We start from the raw sequence: 21,428 nt of genomic DNA on the forward strand, positions 1-21,428 counted from the left end.
TGCGAAGCGCGCATCATATCCGCGCGACGGCTTCGGCGTACTCGTGGCACGACCGGCAACGGCACGATGCAAGCTGCGTAGCGCTGTCGCGATCGACGACGGCGCTACGGGATGCCGGTCACGACATCGACGATCGCGGTCGCGGTGCCGCCGCGGCCGTCGCTGATCGTGTAGGTGAAGGCCGCCGTGCCGAGATAGCCGGCGGGCGACCACGTCACCGTGGTTCCGGTGATCGCGACGCTGCCCGCGGGCCCGCCGTTGGCGCCGATCGGCTGCGTCACCGCGATGATCGTCAACGGATCGCCGTCCGGATCGCTGTCGTTGGCGAGCACGGCGATCACGGTCTGGTTGAACGCGCCCGAATCGTTGACCGCGATCGGCGGCTGGTTCGGCGCGGGCGAGACGACGACGGTCACGAACGCGGACGCGCTGCCACCCCGGCCGTCGTCGATCGTGTACGCGAAGCGGTCGACGCCGCTGAAGCCTGCGTTCGGCGTGTAGACGATCGCGTTGCCGGCGATCGCGACCGTGCCGTCGAGCGGCGCGGCGACGCTCGCGACGACGAGCGCGTCGCCGTCGGGATCGCTGTCGTTGGCGAGCACGGCGATCGCCACCGGCTGGCCGAATGGGGTCGTCGCAGTGTCGTCGGCCGCGACCGGCGGCTGGTTCGCCGCTGCACCGACGGTGACGGTCACGGTCGCCGTCGCGGTACCGCCACGGCCGTCGGAAATCGTGTAGGTGAAGCGGTCGGTGCCGATGACGCCGGCCGCGCTCGGGGTATAGGTGATCGTCGAGCCGGACACCGCGATCGTGCCGAACGTCGGCGGCGTCGTCGCGGTGATCGCGAGCGGATCGCCGTCGGGGTCGCTGTCGTTGGCGAGCACTGCGATCGCCACCGGGCCGCCGAGCGTCGCGTTGGCGGTGTCGTCGACCGCGACGGGGGGACGATTCGGCAGCGCGCTCACGGTGATCGTGACGCGTGCGGTCGACACGCCGCCGCGGCCGTCGCTGATCGTGTATACGAACGCGTCGGGGCCGACGTAACCCGGCGCCGACGCATACACGACCTGGTTGCCGGACATCGCCGCGCTGCCGTGCAGCGGCGGCCCTACCGAGGTCAGCGACAGCACGTCGCCGTCGGCGTCGCTGTCGTTGGTGAGCACGCCGATCGCGACGAGCTGCCCGGTGGTGACGGTGGCCGCGTCGGCGCGCGCGACCGGGTTGCGATTCGGCCGCGTCGCGATCGTGATCGTGACCGTCGCGGTGGCCGTGCCGCCGTGACCGTCACCGACGACGTAGGTGAAGCTGTCGGCGCCGCTGTAGCCGGGCGCGGGCCGGTAGACGATGGTCTGCCCGGCAATGTTCGCGCTGCCGTGCGCGGGCGCCCCGACGCTGACCAGCGTGAGCGCATCGCCGTCGGCATCGGCGTCGTTGGCGAGCACGGCGATCGTGACGGCCTGGCCGAACGCGGTCGTGGCGACGTCGTCGTTCGCGGCAGGCGCCTGGTTCGGCCGCGCGCCGACGCTCACGCTCACACGGGCGCCGGCGCTGCCGCCGCGGCCGTCGCTGATCGTGTAGGTGAACGCATCGCTGCCGCTGAAACCGGCGACCGGCGTGTACACGATCGTGCCACCCGACGCGACCGCGCTGCCGTGCGCGGGTGTCGTCACCGCGACGACGCCGAGCGCGTCGCCGTCGGCGTCGCTGTCGTTCGCGACGACGTCGATCGACACCGCGGTGCCCTGCGCCGTGCTCGCGCTGTCCGCTTGCGCGAGCGGGAAATGGTTCGTGTACTGGCGCGGCCCGCGCGTGACCGAGACGGTCTGCGAACGCGTGCGACGATAGCTCTCGACCGTGCGCGGATGCGCGCTCGACGGTCGCGCCAGCGAGCGCGAGATCCATGCCGGGTCCTCGAGGCTCGCGGTCGGCGCGAACGCACCGTGTCGGCCGAACTCGTAGCGCAGGAACACCGACACGCGATCATCGTCGCCACCGCCCGCGCCGCCCTGCCGCGCGACGTGCTCGGCGAGCGCGGACAGCCCCCAGCCGCGCGTGCCGAGCGGCGTGTCGAGGCCGAGCGAGAACGTCGTCGCGCGCGCGCCGTCGCCGTCCTGCGTGCTCGCGCCACCGTGCACGCGCATCGCGAACGGTTCGAACACGTGGCCGAACTGCAGGCCGATCTCGGTTCCGTACGGCTTGCTCTCGAACAGCGTGTCGGTCGTGGTCGTCTCGACCTGCGTGTAGCTGCCGACGTCGTCGCTGCCGTCGAGCTGGGCGATGTCGTCGTGCAGGCTGTGGCGCGCGCCGCGCGCGCCGCTGATGCCGTGTGCGAGCCACGCCTCGACCGAATATGCGCGCCGCTCGATGCCGAAGCCGAAGGTCGCCTTGCGATCGTGCTCGGCGTTCTGGTCGACCGCGAAGCTGAGGCGGCTCACGGTCGCCTGGTCCGGATGCTCGCGCGCGGCGATCGGGTCGCCGCCCCACAGCCAGTTGAAGTCCGCTTGCGCACCGCCCGCGCCGGAATGATCCCACCAGACCTGGCCGACGAGCGCGCGCGCGTTGTTGCGCGCGAACACGCCGAGCAGTTGCCCTTCGGTGTGCCCCTCGCGGTTCACGCCGATCGACACGCTGCCGTCGCCCCCGACGTAGGTGAGCGGCACCGAGGCATCGGTGACCGACGGAACGCCGTCGTCGTTCGGATCTTTCGGCAGGATCTGCGCGGAGGCGACCGCGCTGCACACCACGAACAGCGAAACGAGGCGACGGCGCATGATCCCTCCCCGGACACGGCGGCGCTGAGTGACATCCTAACGTCGTTTCGGCCCGGGTGCGGACAAATCGGCTGGTTCAGGTTCGTGCACGGCCGTCCAGCATCGCTTGCAGGCCGCATCGACCGCACCTGCGCCAGGTAAAAAAAAGCCGCGGACTGCTCCGCGGCCTTTCGTTCGATGGATGCCACCGCGACATCACGGAGGCCGCCGCGCCTACATCTTCGCGGCGAGCGTCTTGCCGAGGTCGGCGGGCGACTTCACCGTGGTGACGCCGGCCTTCTCGAGCGCGGCGAACTTCGCCGCGGCCGTGCCCTTGCCGCCCGAGATGATCGCACCGGCGTGGCCCATGCGCTTGCCGGCCGGCGCCGAAGCACCGGCGATGAACGCGACGACCGGCTTCTTCACGTACTCGGCGATGAACTCGGCCGCTTCCTCCTCGGCGCTGCCGCCGATCTCGCCGACCATGATGATGCCTTCGGTCTGCGGATCGTCCTGGAACAGCTTGAGGCAGTCGATGAAGTTGAGGCCGTTGATCGGGTCGCCGCCGATGCCGATGCAGGTCGACTGGCCGAGGCCGACGTTGGTGGTCTGGAACACGGCCTCGTAGGTCAGCGTGCCCGAGCGCGACACGATGCCGACCTTGCCCGGCTTGTGGATATGGCCCGGCATGATGCCGATCTTGCATTCGCCCGGCGTGATGACGCCGGGGCAGTTGGGACCGATGAGCACGGTGTCCGGACGCTGCTTGAGCACGTTCTTCACGCGCAGCATGTCGAGCACGGGAATGCCTTCGGTGATCGCGACGATGACCTTGATGCCGGCGTCGGCCGCCTCGAGGATCGCGTCGGCCGCGAACGGCGGCGGCACGAAGATCATCGACGCGTCGGCGCCGGTGTCGTTGACCGCGTCGAGCACGGTGTCGTAGACGGGCAGGCCGATGTGCGTGCCGCCGCCCTTGCCCGGCGTGACGCCGCCGACGAGCTTGGTGCCGTATTCCAGCGCCTGTTCGGAGTGGAACGTGCCCTGCTGGCCGGTGAAGCCCTGGGTGATGACCTTGGTGTTCTTGTTGACCAAAACGCTCATGTGTTCGTGTCCTTCGCTCAGGCGGCCTTCACCGCGGCGACCGCCTTCTGCGCGGCGTCGTTGAGATCGTCGGCCGGCGTGATCGCGAGGCCGGAATTGGCGAGCAGCTCGCGGCCCTTCTCGACGTTCGTGCCCTGCAGGCGCACGACGACGGGGATCTTCAGGCCGACTTCCTTGACCGCGGCGATGATGCCGTCGGCGATGAGGTCGCAACGCACGATGCCGCCGAAGATGTTGACGAGGATCGCCTGCACCTTGTCCGAGGACAGGATCAGCTTGAACGCCTCGGTCACGCGCTCCTTGGTCGCGCCGCCGCCGACGTCGAGGAAGTTCGCCGGTTCGCCGCCGGCGAGCTTGATCACGTCCATCGTCGCCATCGCGAGGCCGGCGCCGTTGACCATGCAGCCGATGTTGCCGTCCATCGTGACGTAGTTGAGGTTGTTCTTGATCGCCGCGGCCTCGGCCGGGTCTTCCTGCGATTCGTCGCGCATCGCGACGAGCTTCGCATGGCGGAATTCGGCGTTGTCGTCCGAGTTGACCTTGCCGTCGAGGGCCATGAGGTCGCCCGACGCGACGATCGCGAGCGGGTTGAGCTCGACCAGCGCGAGGTCCTTCTCGTTGAACAGCTTGTACAGGCCGAGCATGATCTTGGTCAGCTGGTTCGCCTGCTTGGCGTTCAGGCCCATGTCGAACCCGAGCTTGCGGCACTGGTACGGCTGCAGGCCTTCGACGAAGTCGACCTCGATCGTGTGGATGTCCTCGGGCGTGTCGCGCGCGACCTGCTCGATGTCCACGCCGCCCTGTGCGGAGGCGATGAACGACACGGTCTTGCTGCCGCGGTCGACGAGGATCGACAGGTACAGCTCCTTGGCGATGTCGGTCGCGTCGGTGACCAGGACCAGGTTCACCGGCAGCGCGCGGCCGCCCGACTGGTAGGTCTCCATGCGCCGGCCGAGCATGCCCGCGGCGGCGGCCTTCACGTCGTCGAGCGAGCGGCAGAACTTCACGCCGCCGGCCTTGCCGCGGCCACCCGCGTGGATCTGCGCCTTGACCATCCATTGCTCGCCGCCGAGTGCACGGGCGGCTTCGACCGCCTGCTCCGGCGTCGAGGCGACCTTGCCCGGCGGCACCGGGATGCCGTACTCGGCGAACAGTTCCTTGGCTTGGTATTCGTGGAAATTCATGAGACACCTTGTGCGAAGGGACGCACGCGCGCGGCGCGAATCCACCGCGGCAGCGCAATCCGGGGAGCGTCGACGCGAAGCCGACCGAAAAACGGGTCGCCTATTCTCGGGGATGGGGACCGCGAAAGCAAAGAATCAGGGGGTGCCGCGGACGCTCCGGGCGAACCCGCAGGCTATACTGGCGCAACGGAGCCGTGAGCATGGGTACCCAATTGCTGGACACGACGGCCTCACCGGGCGACATCACCCGGCGCGAACTGTATTTCTTCAACCTGTACCGCTGCCTCGAAGCCGTGGTCTACGTCGGCCTCGTGTTCAGCCCGTTCGCGGTCGACTGGGTGCACGTGTCGCGCCCGCTGCTCGGCCAGATCGCCTCGTCGACCTACCTCGTCGTCGCGATCGCCCTGCTGATCGGCACGGAGCGCCTGCGCTCCCGGCTCGGCGGCACGATCAGCACCTCGTTGCTGATCGACATCGTCGCCGCCTCGCTGGTGCTGATCGCGCTCACCGGCCACAGCCTCGTGCCGATGATGCTGCTCGTCAACGTCGGCATCGCCGCGTTGCTGCTGCCCCACCGCGCCTACGTGTTCGCCACCGCCGCGGCGCTCGGCGTCGCGGTGCCGTACGCCTATGAACTCCTTAGCGGGCCGGGGCGCGAGAACAACAGCCTCGAGACGGCCGCCGTCGTCGTCGCCTATTTCATCGTCGCCGCGCTGCTGCGCTATCTCGGCGGGCACATGCGCGCGGCGGAGGACCTCGCCGCGCGGCGCGGCGTCGACCTGCTCAACCTCGAGCAGATCAACGACCTCATCATCCAGCGCATGAAGACCGGCGTGCTGCTGGTCGACCGCGCCAACCACATCCTGCGCATCAACGAGTCGGCCTGGCACCTGATCGGCAACCCGCCGCCGAACCAGCGCGAACTCGGCTCCGCCGCGCCGGAACTGTCGCGCCGGCTGTACCACTGGCGCCACACCGGCAAGAGCGAGCAGACCGCGGTCGCGCTCGCGCACGACGTGCCGGAGGTGATCCCGCGCTTCACGCGCCTCGCGCCGAACGACGACACCAACGTGCTGATCTTCCTCGACGACACCTCGCTGCTGTCGCGGCGCGCCGAGGAACTCACCCTGTCCTCGCTCGGCCGCCTGTCGGCGTCGATCGCGCACGAGATCCGCAACCCCCTCGCCGCGATCCGCTATTCGGCGCAGCTGCTCGCCGAGTCGCCCGAGCTCAACGCCGAGGACAAGCGCCTCGTCGACATCATCAACAACCACTGCACGCGCGCCAACGACGTCGTCGAGAACATCCTGCAGCTGTCGCGGCGCGAGCGCTCGCGGCCGGAGACGATCGACCTCAACGCCTGGGTGCTCGCCTTCGTCGAGGACTACAAGCAGTCGAACGACCTCGGCCAGGACCAGCTGCGCGCGGTCACCCACAACCGCACGCTCGAGGCGATGGTCGACCCGCAGCACCTGCAGCAGGTCGTGTGGAACCTCGTGCAGAACGCACTGCGCTACGGCCGCCAGCCGAACCAGCCCGCACGCGTGAGCGTGGTCGCGCGGCTCGCGGTCGACAAGGGACCACCGCTGCTGGAGGTCATCGACCGTGGACCGGGCATCCCGCCGAAGGTCGCCGCGCAGATCTTCGAGCCGTTCTACACCACCCATGAATACGGCACGGGCCTCGGCCTGTACCTGGCCAAGCAGATGAGCGAGGCGAGCCAGGCCTCGCTCGAATACGTCCCGGTGGCAGGCGGTGGCGCCTGTTTCCGCATTACATTGACGCCTGCCGGGGCGCTGCTCGCTTCGCGCATTGCGCCACAATCGGCCTGAAGGCCGCCCTTAGCACAAACCGGCGGGCTTTGCCTTGGACTGCCGCGCGATTTACCCTCTGCGCTGTCTCCCTGACCTGACGCGACCGATTCCGACGGCATGAGCAAGCACTACGCACTGGTCATCGACGACGAACGCGACATCCGCGAGCTGCTGACGCTCACCCTCGGCCGCATGGATCTCATCGTGGAAACCGCGGCGACCGTCGCCGAGGCGAGGCAGCGGCTGACCGAGCGCCGCTACGCGCTGTGCTTCACCGACATGCGCCTGCCGGACGGCTCGGGCCAGGAGATCATCGCGCTCGTCGCCGCTCAGTACCCCGAGACGCCGATCGCGATGATCACCGCGTACGGCAACGTCGACGCGGCCGTCGACGCGCTCAAGGCCGGGGCATTCGACTTCGTCTCCAAGCCGGTCGACATCAGCGTGCTGCGCCGCCTCGTGCAGACGGCACTCAAGCTGTCCGAGGAAAAGCGCGCCGAGCAGTCGAACAGCGGCAGCAAGCTGATCGGCGACTCCGCGCCGATGAACGAACTGCGCGCGACGATCGCCAAGGTCGCGCGCAGCCAGGCCCCTGTCTACATCGCCGGCGAGTCGGGCACCGGCAAGGAACTCGTCGCGCGGCTCATCCACGAACTCGGCCCGCGCTCGACCGCGCCATTCGTGCCGGTCAACTGCGGCGCGATCCCGTCGGAACTCATGGAGAGCGAATTCTTCGGCCACAAGCGCGGCAGCTTCACCGGCGCGCAGACCGACAAGGACGGCCTGTTCCACGCGGCGCAGGGCGGCACTCTGTTCCTCGACGAGGTCGCCGAGCTGCCGATGCACATGCAGGTGAAACTGCTGCGCGTGATCCAGGAGAAGGCCGTGCGCCCGATCGGCGCGCGCGCCGAGGTCGGCGTCGACGTGCGCATCCTCTCGGCCACGCACAAGAACCTCGCGCGCCTGGTCGAACTCGGCTCGTTCCGCCAGGACCTGTTCTACCGCATCAACGTGATCGAACTGAAGGTGCCGCCGCTGCGCGACCGGCGCGAGGACATTCCCAAGCTCGCCGGTCGCGTGCTCGAACGCCTCGGCAAGGACAACGGCACCGCGCCCGCGCGGCTCGAACCCGAGGCCCTCAAGGCGCTGCTCTCGTACGACTTCCCGGGCAACGTGCGCGAACTCGAGAACGTGCTCGAACGCGCGGTCGCGCTGTGCGAGAACAACAGCATCGGCATCGGCGACCTGCGCCTCGCCGCCGGTGAACGCGCGGCCAGCGTCGCCGCCGAAGCGTGGGCGAACACGCCGACACCGACCGCGGGCGCGTACGCCGAGCCGCGGCCGCCCGCGTACGCGGCCGAACCGCCCGAGGACGAAGGCTTCCCGAGCGACCTCGCCGCCGCCGTCGCCGAGACCGAGCGCGCGGCGATCATGAAGGCGCTCGAAGCGACGCGCTGGAACCGCACCGCCGCGGCCAAGCAGCTCGGCCTCACCCTGCGCCAGTTGCGCTACCGGCTGGAAAAGCTTGGCATCGAGTAGCTGTCCCGGCCCGATCAAGGCACGCGCGCGCGCGCGTTCGAGACGAACGACAGCGCCGCCAGCCAGCGTCGCTCGAACGCGTATTGCTTCACGTCCCCGCCATGGGCGCGCTCCAGGTCGGCCATCGCCCCGTAGCGACCCAGAGCGAAGTTGGCGAGATCGGTCGCTCCGAGTGCGAAGGCCTTGAACGACGGAACCGTGTCCAGCCCACCATCGAACAATTCGCTGCCGATTCGCGCGGTTTCGGGCCAGTCCCTCGCGCTCAATGCCGCGTAGTACGCAAGGACGCGAGCGACACGCGGATCCTTGGAGGGGCAGCTCGCGAGCCATGCCGGTTGGATCCAGACGCCTTTCAGTTCTTCGGCGTCGAGATGGGAAATCGTCGCACCCGCGACGGCGGCGCTCGCTTCGATCCAGACGTCCGCCGCGAGATCCGTCGCGCAGCCCCTCGCCAGCGAACGCATCGTCACGACCTGCCGCATCATGTCCGGGTCGGCCGATCCGACCGGCTGCCCCGACAGCAGCGTCGCCTTGATGTCCAGCGCCTGCTGGCGCCCGATGTCCCCGGCGAGCAATCCGGCATTGGCACTCGCGTTTCCACTCGGCTGCGGCAACGCCATCGCGACCTCCGCGAGCGGCCAGACGCCTCCCTGCAGCCCGATGATGTCGCTCGCCGTGGTGTGCGTGAAGCGCGCCTTGGGCGCGTGCAGCTGTACGTAGGGAAACATGTCCGAGTTGGTCGGGGTCGGCGCCATTCGCGCCAGAGCCTCGAGACCTCGCCGGTCGAGCAGAGCGAACCGCCTCCAGTCGTCGGGGCCATGCACCGACATGCGCTGCAGTTCGGAACGCAGCTGCGCCGAAGCACCGCCGATGTCGCTCAACCCGGGGAGATCGCCGTCCGCGCTGGCGACGAGCAGCATGTCGGACGAGTTGGTGGTGTAGGCCTTAACGTCGTGGAAGTGCGGGAGCATCGCCTTCAATATCGAAGCGACCAGCTCCGGCGTGATCTCGTACAGCTGCACCCACTGCACGAAGATGCCGTCACGGTTGAGATGGCGCGGCACGAACGCGTAGAACTCGTCCGAAAAGAGCGTCGCGACGCCGTTCACCCAAGGATTGGAGGGCTCCGACACGATGACGTCATAGCGCTTCGACGAACCTGCCATGTAAGCCTTCGCGTCGTCGTACGCGACGCGCACGCGCGGATCCGCGAATGCACGTCCGACCCGCGGACCGAAGCCGCGTGCGGCCGCCACCATCTCGGGCTCGATCTCGACGACATCGACGCTGCGCAACGTGTCGCTGCCGAGCAGGGTGTGCACGGTCATGCCGGAACCGAATCCGATGACCGCCGCATCCTCGATTTGCGGCCGGTAGGCCAGCGGGAGTGCGGCAAGGAACGCCATCGTGTACTCGTCCAGCGCGGGCCGTGCAGCCGGGTCGGTTGCGATGGAGGCATCCGGCTTGCCGTTCGTCGCGATCGAACGGATCTTGCTCGGCCCTGGATACTGGAAGAGCGCCACCGTGGCGGTCTTGCCGTCCGCGTAGTACAGCATGTCGGTGCCGTCCGGCAGGCGCGGCCGACCGCTACGGTACACCGACGAAGCGAGCGTCAGCGGATCCACGCGTGTCCACGCGACGGCGGCGACCGCCAGTGCGGCCGAGACCACGCCGCCGACGACGAGCGCGCGCGCGCGCACTCGCATCGCGGCACCCCCGCTCCGTGCGATCAGGTACAGGCCGAGTGCGAGATCGACGAGCGCCGCGAGCCAGAGCGCGAGACGCACGCCGAGCGAAGGCATCAGCACGTGAAGGGTCAGCAGCACGCCGACGATCGCACCCAACGTGTTGGCCGCGTAGGCACGGCCGATCGCGCGTTCGCCCGATCCGCGACGAAGCAACGCGAGCGTCAGCAACGGCAACGTCATGCCGGCGAAGAAGGCGGCGGGAAACATCACCGCGAGGGAGATCGCGCCGGAGGCGACGTTGAAGAACGCGTAGCCTTCGTCGTTGCGTGCGAGACCGTTCACGAGGGCCGCGATCCAGTCGAACGAGCGCGCATAGACGAACAGCGAGCCGAGCGCGGCAAGGCCCATGAGCACCTGGGCCCATCCGGCGGCGAGCAACGCATCCGGCAGACGATCGGCGCGTCGACGCAACCAGAGGCCACCGAACGCGATACCGCTGATGAATGCCGCGAGCATGAGCTCGAACGCATGCAGCGTACTGCCGAGCGCCTGGGCGAGCATGCGCACCCACGTGAGTTCGTACACGAAGGACGTCGCACCGGTGATCGCGGCGGCCAACAGGATGAACCCTGGCAGGAGGCCGCCTGCGGCTTCGTTTCGCGCCGAAGCCACGGCAGCGGTCGGCTGCTTCGCCAGCGGCCACACGAGGACGGCGACGACGATGCTCAGCATGCCGCCGGTCATGACGGTGCCGGGCAATCCGACGGCCGGAAGCAAGGCGAACGTCGCCGCCAATGCACCGATCGCTGCACCGAAGCTGTTGGAGAAGTAGAGTCCGGCCAGCACTTGGCCGCCCTCGACAGGTGTGCGCCGCAGGTAACCGGCGCTCATCAACGGGAAGGTCGTGCCGAGCAGGACGCACTGCGGCCCGATCAGCGCCGCGCAAATCGCGTAGCGACTCGCGTCGAGCAGGTATCCGGATCCGACGAGCGGGAAAACACGGGAATACGCGAACCCGGTGACGCCGTGGTAGATCGGGTCGAACGCGATGCCGAGCACGCCGACGATCAGTTCCGCGGCAGCGTAGGCGACCAGGGGCCGGGCCAGCAGCTCGCTGCGCCGACTCACCAGCCAGGCTCCCAGCGCCATCCCGCCCATGAAGAGAATGAGGACGAACGATTGCGCGTAGGCGGCGTGGCCGAGGAACAGGCCCAGGTACTGGGCCCAGATGGTTTCGTACAGCAATCCCGCGAACCCGGAGACCGCAAAGAGACCGAGCAGCGCGATATTCGCCGCACGCGAACTGGATGAGTGCATGTCCCCTCCTCGACACGCCGCATGCTAACCGTGCACCGCGATCCGCGTATAGGCGGCGCTCCTCGTCCGGCGTATATTTCTTGCTCCGCTCGCAAAGGTGCCGCATGACCCGCTTCAAGGCTGCGACGATCCACCTTTCAATCAGTGCACTCCTCGGCCTCATTGCAGCGGCCGTGATATTCGGCGTCTGGTACCCGCGCCCGTACAGCCATGCAGCCGGTGCCGATCGGCTCGTGCTGTTGCTGCTCGGCGTCGACGTGGTGCTCGGCCCACTGCTGACGCTCATCGTGTTCCGTTCCGGCAAGCCGGGCATGCGCTTCGACCTCGTCGTGATCGCGCTCGCGCAGGCCTGTGCGTTCCTCTACGGCACGTCGGTGGTCGTGCGCGCTCGCCCAGCCTTCGTCGTCGGCAATGTCGACCGCTTCTCGCTCGTCGCCGCAAACGACATCGACGGCGACGCGTACGCGAAGGCCACGAACGCGGAGTTCCGCTCGGCGCCCTGGACCGGCCCGCGCATCGTCGGCGCGCTGCCGCCCACGGACGCGCAGGAACGGAATCGACTCATGCTGCGAGGACCTGGCGGACCGGACATCGACGTGCTGCCGCAGTACTACGTCGACTACGCGCAGGTCGTCGCGGCGTTGCTGCAGAAGGCGAAGCCACTCGCGGAATTGACGCGTCGACATCCGGAAGCGGCCTCCGTCGTGACGTCGTGGCTCGCTGCGCGGCAACGCGAGGAAACGGACGTGGTCTGGCTGCCGCTCGAGGCCCGGCGCGCGAGCCTCACGATGCTGCTCGATCGCCGAAGCGGCGCGCCGCTCGATGCACTGCCCGTGGATCCATGGTGAGGGAATGTCCTGCGTGCAGCGTCGATGCAGAACGACAAGCCGGATCGAAAATTGTCACAAGCTGACATTCCGCGCGCGATGATCCGGAGCCGTCTGAGAACACGTTCTCATTGGTGGATTTGGAAAAAAACGAAGCGTGCGCCAGTGGACAGTTCCGAAGCTTGGCACGGAAGCTGCTATCACCTACCCTGCGAGCCGTCGATCGCCGGACGATGAAGCGATCGCGGAAGCGGGCCCGCCTGGCTAGGTTGGCGGCTCTAGGGGCAAACCGTTCTACCCATGCAGAGGAAACACCATGAACAAGATCCAGAAGGGCTTCACCCTGATCGAATTGATGATCGTCGTCGCGATCATCGCGATCCTGGCCGCGATCGCGCTGCCGGCTTACCAGGACTACATGGTCCGCGCCAAGCTCAGCGAAGTGTTCGTCGCCGGCGACGCGTGCAAGAACTCGGTCGTCGAGTTCTACGAGGGTCAGGGCCACCTGCCGCCGAACATCTCGAGCGCGGGCTGCAACAACAACACGACCAAGTACATCGCTTCGACGACGATGCCGAACCCGGGCGACATCTGGGTGACGACGCAGGGTGGTGCAGCCGATCTGTACGGCGCGGCGGGCGCGGTCTATGCGCTGCATCCGGCGCCGGCCGCGGGCAACACCGACGTGCTCGAGTGGACCTGCAACAAGGCCGCCGGTACGACGATCCCGGTCAAGTACGTGCCGTCGCTCTGCCGTTAATCGGTACTGCAAGACGTGTATGGACGCCGCCTTCGGGCGGCGTCTTTTTTTTTGCGGCTATCATCCACGAACGCACGCGGAGCCCCCTGATCGATGAGCACCATCGGATCTCGCCATCTAGGCATCGGCGCGGCCCTCGCCGCGCTCGGCATCGCCTGCGTGCTCGCGTACGCGCGCGGACTCGGCGGCGACTTCCTGTTCGACGACTTCCCGAACATCGTCGCGAACCCGGCCCTCCAGGCCGTCAAGGACGGCAGGCCGGACTGGTTCGCCGTCGCCTTCCTCACCGGCTCGGGGCAACTGCGCCGGCCGATCAGCATGCTTTCGTTCGGCGCCAACGTGTACTGGTTCGGCATGAGCCCGTTCGCGTTCAAGCTCGTGAACGTCGTCATCCACCTCTTCAATGGCTTGCTGCTGTACGGATTGTTCCGTCGCATCGCGCCGCGCCTGCTGCCCGCGGGACGTGCGGTCGATCCGCGCACCGTCGCCCTCGTGGCCGCCGGAATCTGGCTGCTGCACCCGCTCCACGTGAGCAGCGTGCTCTACGTCGTGCAGCGCATGAACCTCCTGGCGACGTTGTTCGTCCTGCTCGGGCTGTACAGCTACGCGGAAGGGCGAACGCGCATGCTGCGCGGCGAGCGCGGCTTGCTGGTGGCGCTGTCGGGGCTGTGCGTCTTCGGCTTGCTTGCCGTGTTCTGCAAGGAGAACGGCGCGCTCGTCGCGATGTACGCCCTGGCGGTCGAGTGGTCGTGCTTCCGCTTCGAAACCCCGGGCGGCGGAGGCCGGCGCCTGCGCGCCTTCTTCTGGCTCAGCGTCGCGCTGCCGCTCGTCGCCTACGCAGGATACCTGGTGCTGCATCCGGAGTCGCTCGCCTACGCGCGCAACGGATTCACGCTGTACACGCGCCTGCTCTCGGAGGCGCGCGTCTTGTGCGAGTACCTGTCGTGGATCTTCGTGCCGCTGCCGTCGTTCATGGGCATGTACCACGACGACATCGCCGTGTCGGCCGGCCTTTTCGCCCCCGTCACCACCGCGATCGCGATCGCCTTCCTCGTCGCGCTCGCCGCCGCCGCATGGCGCTGGCGGCGCAGCGTACCCGCGCTCGCGTTGGGCGTGGCCTGGTTCCTCGTCGGCCATTCGCTCGAGTCGACGATCTTCCCTCTCGAACTCGTGTTCGAACACCGCAACTACCTGCCGATGGCAGGCCCGCTGCTGGCCGCGACCTGCCTGTTGGCGCCGATGCTCGCGATGCGCCCGACCACCGCGCGCGCGGCGGCGTTCGGCGTGCTCGCCCTGCTCGGCATTGCGACGACGGCGAGAGCCTACGACTGGCGCAGCGCACTGACGCTCGCGCTCGCCGACGTCGCGCATCATCCGGCGTCCTCGCGCTCGCAGTACGAAGCCGGTCGCGCCGTGGCCGCCGACGGCGCCCGCCGCGGTGCATTCGATGCGGTCGTGCCCCAGGCCATGGAATTCATGCGCAGGGCTGCGGACCTCGATCCGCGCCAGGTGTTCCCCCGCGTGTCGCAGATCCTGCTGCGCGGCAAGAGCACGCCAACCCCGCCCGAGGAGATCGGCGACCTCGCCGAACGCCTGCGCCGCGCTGAATCGAACGAGCAAGCCAATCCGTTCCTCGACATGCTGGTCACCGCTTCCGAAGGTACGCTCGCGCTCTCACCGGCCGACGTGGCGAAGCTGTTCGAAGCGGCCCTCGCGAATCCGCGCTGGCGCCCGCAGGTCCGCGCGATGATGTACAACGACTACGGCGCCTATCGATTCAACGTCGAAGGCGACCATGCGGAAGGCATCCGGCTCACCGAGCTGGCGGCGACGACCGATCCGCGCAACGCCTATTTCGAGCTGAACCTCGCCAAGATCGCAATCGCCGTCGGCGACATGCACCTGGCGGCGGAGCACCTTGCGAAGGCGCGCGACATCGACCGGCTCGACAGCCATCGCGAGGAAATCGATGCCCTGCAGAAGCAGATCCATGATTGAACGGCAGCGCCCGCCACGCCGCGAGTCCGCACGCGTACGGTATCGGTCGTGAACGAATCACCCTTGCGCGTGCTGATGGTCAGCACGTCCTACCCGGCCGACCTCGGCGACTGGCGCGGACTGTTCATCCGCCACGTCGCCGATGCGCTCGCACGTCGCCGGGATATCCGACTGCGCCTGTGGTCCCCACCGGGCGAGATGCCCGCCGACGCGACTTACGCGGCGACGCCCGACGAACGCCGCTGGCTCGCCCAGCTGATGCAAGCGGGTGGGATCGCTCACCTGATGAGGATGCGTGGCGCGCGCGGCCTCGGCACGCCACTGCAGCTGCTGCGGATGCTGCGTTCTCTGTACCAGAGAGAGCGCGACATTGACGTCCTGCACGTCAACTGGCTGCAGAATGCGCTCGTGCTGCCCTGCAATGCGACCCCGCTGCTGGTCACGGTGCTCGGCACGGACCTCGCCCTGCTGCGCCTGCCCGGCATGGAGGCGCTGCTTCGTCGCGTGTTTCGCGGGCGGCGCGTCTTCATCTGCCCGAACGCGGCCTGGATGGTGCCGCGACTGGAGCGCCTGTTCGGTGATCTTGCACGCGTGCGCCATGTCCCGTTCGGAATCGATCCTCGCTGGTACGAGGTCGAGCGTGCTCCGGTGACGCCGTCCCGATGGCTGTGCGTCTCCCGGCTCACCGCCGGCAAGATCGGCAACCTCTTCTCGTGGGGCGAAGCCGCCTTCGCCGGGGCGAATCGCGAACTGCATCTGTTCGGCCCCATGCAACAGTCGATGGTGGTTCCCGACTGGGTGCATTACCACGGCGCGGCGAGCCCCGATGTGCTGTGCAACGACTGGTTCCCGACCGCGCGGGGACTGGTCACGCTCAGCGTGCACGCGGAGGGCCTGCCGCAGGTCATGCTCGAAGCCATGGCGGCGACGCTGCCGATCGTCGCGTCGCGCATCCCGGCGCACGAGGACCTGATTCGTCACGGCTCGACCGGCTGGTTGTGCGGCGGCACCGACGACTTCGCCGCGGCGCTCGACGCGCTCGAGGACGACACGCGCGGCCGCGAGATCGGCGAGCGTGCGCGCGAGTTCGTCAGGGCCGGGGTTGGCACGTGGGACGATTGCGCGGCACGCTATGCGGACATCCACCGGGAGCTCGTCGCCTCGTGACTGACACCACCGCCAGGAGCGTCCTGTTGCTCGGGGGCGCCGGCTTCATGGGCCGCGCTCTCTGTGCGCGACTGGGAGCACGCGGCTACGACGTCCATGTGCTCACACGGGGTACGGCGCTGGAGATCGCCGAGGGCTGCACCGTCCACGGCGGCGGAATCGAAAATACCGAGCTGCTGAGGCGATTGCTGCCGCGCATGGGGACGGTCGTCCATCTCGCTTCGGCGACGACGCCCGGCTTGTCCGCCGCCACGCCTTCGCTCGAAGCCGACCTCAACATCGCGCCGACGCTCGGCCTGCTCGGCGAACTGATCGCCCATCCACGCGTTCGCCTCGTCTACGTTTCTTCCGGCGGAACGGTATACGGCGATCCCGGCGGCGGCTCGGCGGACGAATCGTCGGAGCTCAAGCCACTGTCGTTCTACGGCGCGGGCAAGGTGGCCGCCGAAACCTTCCTGCGCTGCTTCCAGCAACGACACGGCAATCCGCTCGTGATCCTTCGTCCGTCGAACGTCTATGGTCCCGGACAGCCGCGCTATCAGGGGTTCGGCGTCATCCGCACGATGCTGCAGCACGCGCTCGACGGCACGACGATGGGCATCTGGGGGGACGGATCCATCGTGCGTGATTTCGTCTACATCGACGACGTCGTTTCGGCGATGGAGTGCTTCGTCGCGGACGACGCGCTGGTCGGCACGTTCAACGTCGGCGCCGGCGTCGGCCACAGCCTCAACGACCTCGTGGCGATCATCGAACGCGTCAGCGGCCGGCCGCTGTCCGTCCGCCACGAAGCCGCACGCGGCATCGACGTACAGCGTATCGTGCTCGACACGCGAGCGATCCGGCAACGCTGCGGCTGGACGTCCACGACGTCGCTGGAAGCCGGCGTGGCCACCACCTGGCAATGGTTGCGGGCACAATGAGTCAGATTCCAGACAGCGACGCCACCGAGACTATCTGCGCGGGATGCGCAGCGAAGGCTCGCGCGCAGGTTCCCGCGCATGTTCATCGCGCGGGGCACAACCAGCGCACCTACACGTTGCAGCAATGCCCCGACTGCGACCTGCAGTTCTGGTGGCCGTTGCAGGCCGATCCGACCGTGTACGAGGGCGAGGGCTTCGAGGCCTACGTCGACTACCATTCCGGCAAGCGGCCGTTCCCGCGCTGGGCCGAGCCACTGTTCGCGGCGTTGCCGCCGGGACGCGGCCGCGCGCTCGACATCGGCTGCGGCGACGGCGCCGTGCTGCACCGGCTCTCGCAGGTCGGCTACGAACCCCATGGCATCGACCTGGACGAGAAGAGCGTCGCCGTCGCGCGGGACAAGTTCCGGCTCTCGAACGTGGCGGTGTCGACGCTCGATGCCTACGAGGACGCGCGCCGGGTCGACGGCGAACGATTCGACCTGGTGACGTTCTTCGAGGTGCTCGAGCACCAGGACGCGCCGCTCGAGTTCCTCGCGCAGGTACGGCGCCTATGCCGGCCCGGTGGCGTCGTCGCAGGCAGCGTGCCCAATCGCGACCGGTTCCTCGCGCGGTTCGACCGCAGGCTCGGCGACGGCGACCTGCCTCCGCACCACTTCTTGTGGTTCTCGCGCGTGTCACTGATTCGCCTGCTCGAGCGCGCCGGCTTCATCGACGTCGAGGTCCGCCTGACCGGAGCCCTTCCCTACGCACAGATCGTCGCCAAGCTCGGCGCACTCGTCGGGCGCAGACTGCGCAAGGCGCCCGCGGGGTTGCGCTGGCTCGAGTGGCCGATCAAGGCATTCGTCCCGGCGCTCGCGGTCGTCCCCTGGATCGGCATGCGGCTTGCGCCGTCGCACCTGTTCTTCCGCTGCACGGTCCCCACCGTGGGCGCGTCATGAACCTGCGCGTTTGCGAGGTGCGAAGGGGGCGAACAGCAAGCCGAGCACCAGATCGACGAACAGCAGGCTGACGCGACCAACTACCGCCATCAACACGATAGCGTCGTTCGGAAAATCCTGCGCGAGCCAGGCGAACACGAGTTCGCGCACGCCCAGCCCGGACGGCGTCAGCAGCGAGACGTAGCCGACGAACCAGGCCACCATGTAGTAGGCACACATGCGCACGCCGCCTGCGCCACCGAGCGGCGCGTACGCCATTCCGTTGACGTACCAGCTCGCATAGCAGGCGAGCCAGCTCACGGCGAACAGCAGCAGGATGTGCAGCTTGTCCTCCGGCGGCAGGATGGCCGAAACAGGTAGCGAATCGTCACCGAAACGACGCCTCGCTCGCGGGCCGATCCACGGCAACGCCATGAGCAGCCGCGGAGCACTCCACAGCAGGGCGCAGCCAAGCGCGCCGACGAGGAAGGCGGCGCCGCCGGCGAGCGGACGGATGAAGGAGGCGATCGCGATCGTCGAACTCCACAACGCGAAATAGGTCGCGAGCAAGGTGTGCAGCACGTTCGCCTGGACCCAGCTGCCGAGCGACGCCGTTCTTCCGCCCGCCATCCATTGGTAGCCGATCCCCCAGATCCGCCCCGGAAGATGCTTGAACAGCTGCGCGGTGAAATACAGGTGCGCGAGTTCGCGCAGGCGGTATCCCTCGACGCGGAGCGCCGGCAGCAGCCTCGCGAAAGCAAGGAACGTGAACCAGGAAGCGACGACCGCGAGCAGCAGGGCGAAGAGCAGGCGGAGAGGATCGATTTGGTCGTAGTGCGCGGCGATGTCGGGCAGCGCCTGCGCGACCAGGCGCGCGGCCCAGGCGATCGCCAGCAAGGTGAGGATCGCCGCGACGACGCGCCACGTGCGCGAACGGGCTGGCGCCGGGGGTTCGCCGCCCGGCGCGCCGCGGCTCAGGTCTCTTTCCACAACAGCCAGATGTATCCGGGGAACATCCTGCGCAGGAGGCCGTACATGGACCGGGCGGCGAAGTGCGCGAACCGCGTAGGGAACAGGTAGCCGGCCCCGTAACGCTCGGGATTGGACAACACCTTGCCTGTGTAGTCCTCCCTGCGGAACGCGGAAACGAGGTCGAGCAGCGGCCCATACCCGAGGTGGCGCTCGTAGTAGGCGTCGCCCTTGCGTGCCCACCGGATGTAACGGTCCGCCGCACGCGCGGGCAGCCAGGAAAGAAACGGCAGCCGATGGTGCTTCTCGATGATCGCCCAGCGATTCGTCGCCGCGAAATAACACACCCCGCCCGGTCGGAGTACGCGCCGGATCTCCGCCATCATGCGCCGTGCATCAGGCACGTGTTCGTAGACCTGAGAGCAGATGACGACGTCGAATGTCTCGTCGGCGGACGCAAGGTCCATCGCGTCGCCGAGCTGGAATCGCAGGTTGGGAGCGGCCACGCGCGACGTCGCCAGCGCGATCGCCGGCTCGTCGATGTCGACACCCGTCATCGTGCGAACGTGCGGAGCGATGTACTCGTCGATGATCCCCGTCGAGCAACCGAGGTTGAGCGCGTCCGCGCGGGCGAGGCGGGGACCGAGCGCCTCGCCGAGTATCGCGACCATGGTCGACGCCTTGCGGCGGCGCTCGTCGAGCGAGTGCATCGACTCGTACATCGTCGAGAAATCGGGTTGGTATCCGCGATTCATGGCTTCCATCTTCCTGCTTGCTCGGTCGTCAGGGGCGCGTTGCCGACAGGCGATAGCCTGCGGTCATAGCATCCCATGACGGCAGCAGGCGCGCGGCGATCCACGCCGTGGAATTGACGAGCGGTATGGCGAGCGCGAGCACGGGCAGCAGCACGAGGCGCAGGTCGCGCCGCTCGATGAGCGACGCGGCTGCGCCGCCCAGGGCCAGGCACGCCATCAGGCCTGCGGTTTCCAGCGAGCCGAGCGCGGGCGTCACGCGCTCGACTTTCAGGCCCGCCGCTTCGACGTCGCGAATCAGGCCATGCACAGTCAATCGCTGGTAGTCGTGCGGCGCGTCGTGCACCGGGTAGAGGAACGGCAGGCTCAGCAGCACCTTCCCTTGCGGACGCACCACGCGTGCCGCTTCGCACAATGCTTCGCGCGGGCGCCGCAAGTGCTCGAGCACCTCGAGCAGCACGACCGTATCGAAGGTCGCGTCCTGCAACGGTAGTGCGCTGGCATCGGCGAATACCTCTGGGCGGGCCCTGTACAGGTCCCGTCCGGTCGTCGGATAGTCCAGGCCGACGTAGCTGCAGCCCGGCGCCAGCCAGCGCTCGATCCAGCGGCTGGCGCAGCCGACGTCGAGTACACGGCCGCGTGCGTGGTCGCGCACCCATTCCCCCGCGATCGCTTCGCCGCCGAGCAGCCACTGCGGGTGCAATGGCGTCCGCCGAACTTTCGACGCCAGGCTGCGCAGGTTCATCGGCTCGTCCCGGCGGGCTGCGATGCGAGTGCGCTAGCCACGATCGTCGCGCCGGTAGGTCAGCGCGGTGATCTGTTCCGAAATCAGCCCGATGAGGAACACGATGACCGACGCGCTGAACAGGAGCACGCTCATGTTCGTGAGCCGGTGCGCCGTCGCGAACGTGTACGCGTAGTGGCCAAGGCCGAGCAGGAAGAACAGCGCGCTCGCGGGCGCGAACAACTTCAGCGGCGAGTACAGCGTCGCGATCTTGAAGATGATCAGCAGGAATCGCACGCCGTCGCGCAACGGTCGGATGTGGCTCCTGCCGATGCGCTGTGCCACCGGCACCGGCTCGTAGGCGACGGCATAGGCGCTGCGGAAGAACGCCATCGTGCAGGTCGTGGGGTAAGAAAATCCGTTCGGCAGCAGGTGCAGGAACTCGCGGAACTTGTCCGCGCGCACGGCGCGGAACCCCGAGGTGAGATCCCTCACGGCGAATCCGGTCATGCGCGTGGCGAGCCAGTTGTAGAACGTGTTGGCGACGCCGCGGCCGACGCCGGCCTGGCCCGACCAGTCACGCGCTCCGACGACCATGTCGAACCCTTCGTCGAAGCGGTCGAGCAGGCGCCCGATGAGCGCCGGGTCGTGCTGGCCGTCCGCATCCATGAAGACGAGGACATCGCCGCGCGCCTCGCGCGCACCGCGCTTGATCGCCGCGCCATTCCCCATCGAATACGCCTGGCGGACCGTGCGCACGCCGGCATCGCCGCAGATCCGCGCCGTGTCGTCCGTGGATCCGTCGTCGACGACGATGATCTCGGCGTCCGGCCAGGTGGAGCGCAGGCGCGGAAGAAGGTCGGCCAGGGCCGCCGCCTCGTTCTTCGCCGGCAGGATGATGCTGAGCATGGCCTCCCCGGCCTAAAGGCATGATTTTATGTGAGCTGCCTCCCTATACTGCCGGCAGGGAGTTCTTTCGGCAATGCATTTGGGGT

16 protein-coding genes are annotated in these 21,428 nt (G+C 68.2%); 8 read left to right on the forward strand and 8 right to left on the reverse strand.

What is annotated here, in order from left to right; all coding sequences use genetic code 11:
- Positions 1-104: 104 nt before the first annotated feature.
- The 3 genes from FHW12_RS12835 to sucC all read right to left on the reverse strand — a co-directional run bounded on the left by FHW12_RS12835 (position 105) and on the right by sucC (position 5,038).
- Positions 105-2,771: an Ig-like domain-containing protein gene (locus FHW12_RS12835; protein WP_182531431.1), complete on the reverse strand. Its 2,667-nt coding sequence runs from the start codon at positions 2,769-2,771 to the stop codon at positions 105-107.
- A gap of 213 nt (positions 2,772-2,984) precedes the next feature.
- Positions 2,985-3,854 carry a succinate--CoA ligase subunit alpha gene (gene sucD, locus FHW12_RS12840; protein WP_182531432.1) on the reverse strand — a complete coding sequence of 290 codons (870 nt, stop codon included), beginning with the start codon at positions 3,852-3,854 and terminating at the stop codon, positions 2,985-2,987.
- Between the two features lie 17 nt (positions 3,855-3,871).
- A complete protein-coding gene (gene sucC, locus FHW12_RS12845) occupies positions 3,872-5,038 on the reverse strand; it encodes an ADP-forming succinate--CoA ligase subunit beta (protein WP_182531433.1) in 1,167 nt (388 codons plus the stop codon).
- A gap of 200 nt (positions 5,039-5,238) precedes the next feature.
- On the opposite strand from sucC, the gene FHW12_RS12850 reads away from it, so the two are divergent.
- Positions 5,239-6,870: an ATP-binding protein gene (locus FHW12_RS12850; protein ID WP_182531434.1), complete on the forward strand. Its 1,632-nt coding sequence runs from the start codon at positions 5,239-5,241 to the stop codon at positions 6,868-6,870.
- Between the two features lie 99 nt (positions 6,871-6,969).
- Complete coding sequence (locus FHW12_RS12855; RefSeq protein ID WP_182531435.1) at positions 6,970-8,391, forward strand: sigma-54-dependent transcriptional regulator; 1,422 nt, start codon at positions 6,970-6,972, stop codon at positions 8,389-8,391.
- A 14-nt stretch (positions 8,392-8,405) separates the two neighbouring features.
- Here the strand turns inward: FHW12_RS12855 and FHW12_RS12860 are convergent, their stop codons facing one another.
- Complete coding sequence (locus FHW12_RS12860; protein WP_182531436.1) at positions 8,406-11,396, reverse strand: fused MFS/spermidine synthase; 2,991 nt, start codon at positions 11,394-11,396, stop codon at positions 8,406-8,408.
- Positions 11,397-11,500: 104 nt separating this feature from the next.
- Here FHW12_RS12860 and tfpZ point away from each other — a divergent pair, with 104 nt between their 5' ends.
- The 6 genes from tfpZ to FHW12_RS12890 all read left to right on the forward strand — a co-directional run bounded on the left by tfpZ (position 11,501) and on the right by FHW12_RS12890 (position 18,009).
- Positions 11,501-12,244, forward strand: a complete 744-nt coding sequence (gene tfpZ / locus FHW12_RS12865) for a TfpX/TfpZ family type IV pilin accessory protein (protein WP_182531437.1) — start codon at positions 11,501-11,503, stop codon at positions 12,242-12,244.
- 295 nt (positions 12,245-12,539) lie between these two features.
- Positions 12,540-12,983 (forward strand): pilin, encoded by a 444-nt coding sequence (locus tag FHW12_RS12870; protein ID WP_182531438.1) that lies wholly within the window; start codon positions 12,540-12,542, stop codon positions 12,981-12,983.
- Between the two features lie 93 nt (positions 12,984-13,076).
- The gene (locus FHW12_RS12875) at positions 13,077-14,981 is read left to right on the forward strand and encodes a hypothetical protein (protein ID WP_182531439.1); all 1,905 of its coding nucleotides are present in this window, start codon (positions 13,077-13,079) and stop codon (positions 14,979-14,981) included.
- Positions 14,982-15,050: 69 nt separating this feature from the next.
- Complete coding sequence (locus FHW12_RS12880; protein ID WP_310735245.1) at positions 15,051-16,148, forward strand: glycosyltransferase family 4 protein; 1,098 nt, start codon at positions 15,051-15,053, stop codon at positions 16,146-16,148.
- Entirely contained in the window at positions 16,145-17,071 is a 927-nt protein-coding gene (locus tag FHW12_RS12885) for an NAD-dependent epimerase/dehydratase family protein (protein ID WP_182531440.1), read from the forward strand. Before FHW12_RS12880 ends, FHW12_RS12885 begins: the two co-directional genes overlap by 4 nt.
- Complete coding sequence (locus FHW12_RS12890; protein WP_182531441.1) at positions 17,068-18,009, forward strand: class I SAM-dependent methyltransferase; 942 nt, start codon at positions 17,068-17,070, stop codon at positions 18,007-18,009. Before FHW12_RS12885 ends, FHW12_RS12890 begins: the two co-directional genes overlap by 4 nt.
- On the opposite strand, the gene FHW12_RS12895 is transcribed toward FHW12_RS12890, so the two are convergent.
- The 4 genes from FHW12_RS12895 to FHW12_RS12910 form a co-directional block, all read right to left on the reverse strand.
- Positions 18,004-18,978 carry a hypothetical protein gene (locus FHW12_RS12895; RefSeq protein WP_182531442.1) on the reverse strand — a complete coding sequence of 325 codons (975 nt, stop codon included), beginning with the start codon at positions 18,976-18,978 and terminating at the stop codon, positions 18,004-18,006. The two genes, FHW12_RS12890 and FHW12_RS12895, sit on opposite strands and share 6 nt — an antisense overlap.
- Complete coding sequence (locus FHW12_RS12900; protein ID WP_182531443.1) at positions 18,963-19,667, reverse strand: class I SAM-dependent methyltransferase; 705 nt, start codon at positions 19,665-19,667, stop codon at positions 18,963-18,965. The genes FHW12_RS12895 and FHW12_RS12900 overlap by 16 nt, the downstream gene beginning before the upstream one ends.
- Before the next feature lie 73 nt (positions 19,668-19,740).
- Complete coding sequence (locus FHW12_RS12905) at positions 19,741-20,454, reverse strand: class I SAM-dependent methyltransferase (protein ID WP_182531444.1); 714 nt, start codon at positions 20,452-20,454, stop codon at positions 19,741-19,743.
- A 33-nt stretch (positions 20,455-20,487) separates the two neighbouring features.
- Positions 20,488-21,342, reverse strand: a complete 855-nt coding sequence (locus tag FHW12_RS12910; protein WP_182531445.1) for a glycosyltransferase family 2 protein — start codon at positions 21,340-21,342, stop codon at positions 20,488-20,490.
- Between the last annotated feature and the right edge of the window lie 86 nt (positions 21,343-21,428).

Origin of the sequence: Dokdonella fugitiva (genome assembly GCF_014138265.1) — a bacterium.
GTDB classification, from domain to species: Bacteria; Pseudomonadota; Gammaproteobacteria; order Xanthomonadales; family Rhodanobacteraceae; genus Dokdonella_A; species Dokdonella_A fugitiva_A.

Bases quoted from the DNA above. Each gene is read 5' to 3' on its own strand.
- sucC (WP_182531433.1), bottom strand. From the start codon at position 5,038: ATGAATTTCCACGAATACCAAGCCAAGGAACTGTTCGCCGAGTACGGC.
- FHW12_RS12875 (WP_182531439.1), top strand. From the start codon at position 13,077: ATGAGCACCATCGGATCTCGCCATCTAGGCATCGGCGCGGCCCTCGCC.
- sucD (WP_182531432.1), bottom strand. From the start codon at position 3,854: ATGAGCGTTTTGGTCAACAAGAACACCAAGGTCATCACCCAGGGCTTC.
- FHW12_RS12870 (WP_182531438.1), top strand. From the start codon at position 12,540: ATGAACAAGATCCAGAAGGGCTTCACCCTGATCGAATTGATGATCGTC.
- FHW12_RS12855 (WP_182531435.1), top strand. From the start codon at position 6,970: ATGAGCAAGCACTACGCACTGGTCATCGACGACGAACGCGACATCCGC.
- FHW12_RS12910 (WP_182531445.1), bottom strand. From the start codon at position 21,342: ATGCTCAGCATCATCCTGCCGGCGAAGAACGAGGCGGCGGCCCTGGCC.
- FHW12_RS12835 (WP_182531431.1), bottom strand. From the start codon at position 2,771: ATGCGCCGTCGCCTCGTTTCGCTGTTCGTGGTGTGCAGCGCGGTCGCC.
- FHW12_RS12900 (WP_182531443.1), bottom strand. From the start codon at position 19,667: ATGCACTCGCTCGACGAGCGCCGCCGCAAGGCGTCGACCATGGTCGCG.
- tfpZ (WP_182531437.1), top strand. From the start codon at position 11,501: ATGACCCGCTTCAAGGCTGCGACGATCCACCTTTCAATCAGTGCACTC.
- FHW12_RS12905 (WP_182531444.1), bottom strand. From the start codon at position 20,454: ATGAACCTGCGCAGCCTGGCGTCGAAAGTTCGGCGGACGCCATTGCAC.
- FHW12_RS12850 (WP_182531434.1), top strand. From the start codon at position 5,239: ATGGGTACCCAATTGCTGGACACGACGGCCTCACCGGGCGACATCACC.
- FHW12_RS12890 (WP_182531441.1), top strand. From the start codon at position 17,068: ATGAGTCAGATTCCAGACAGCGACGCCACCGAGACTATCTGCGCGGGA.
- FHW12_RS12860 (WP_182531436.1), bottom strand. From the start codon at position 11,396: ATGCACTCATCCAGTTCGCGTGCGGCGAATATCGCGCTGCTCGGTCTC.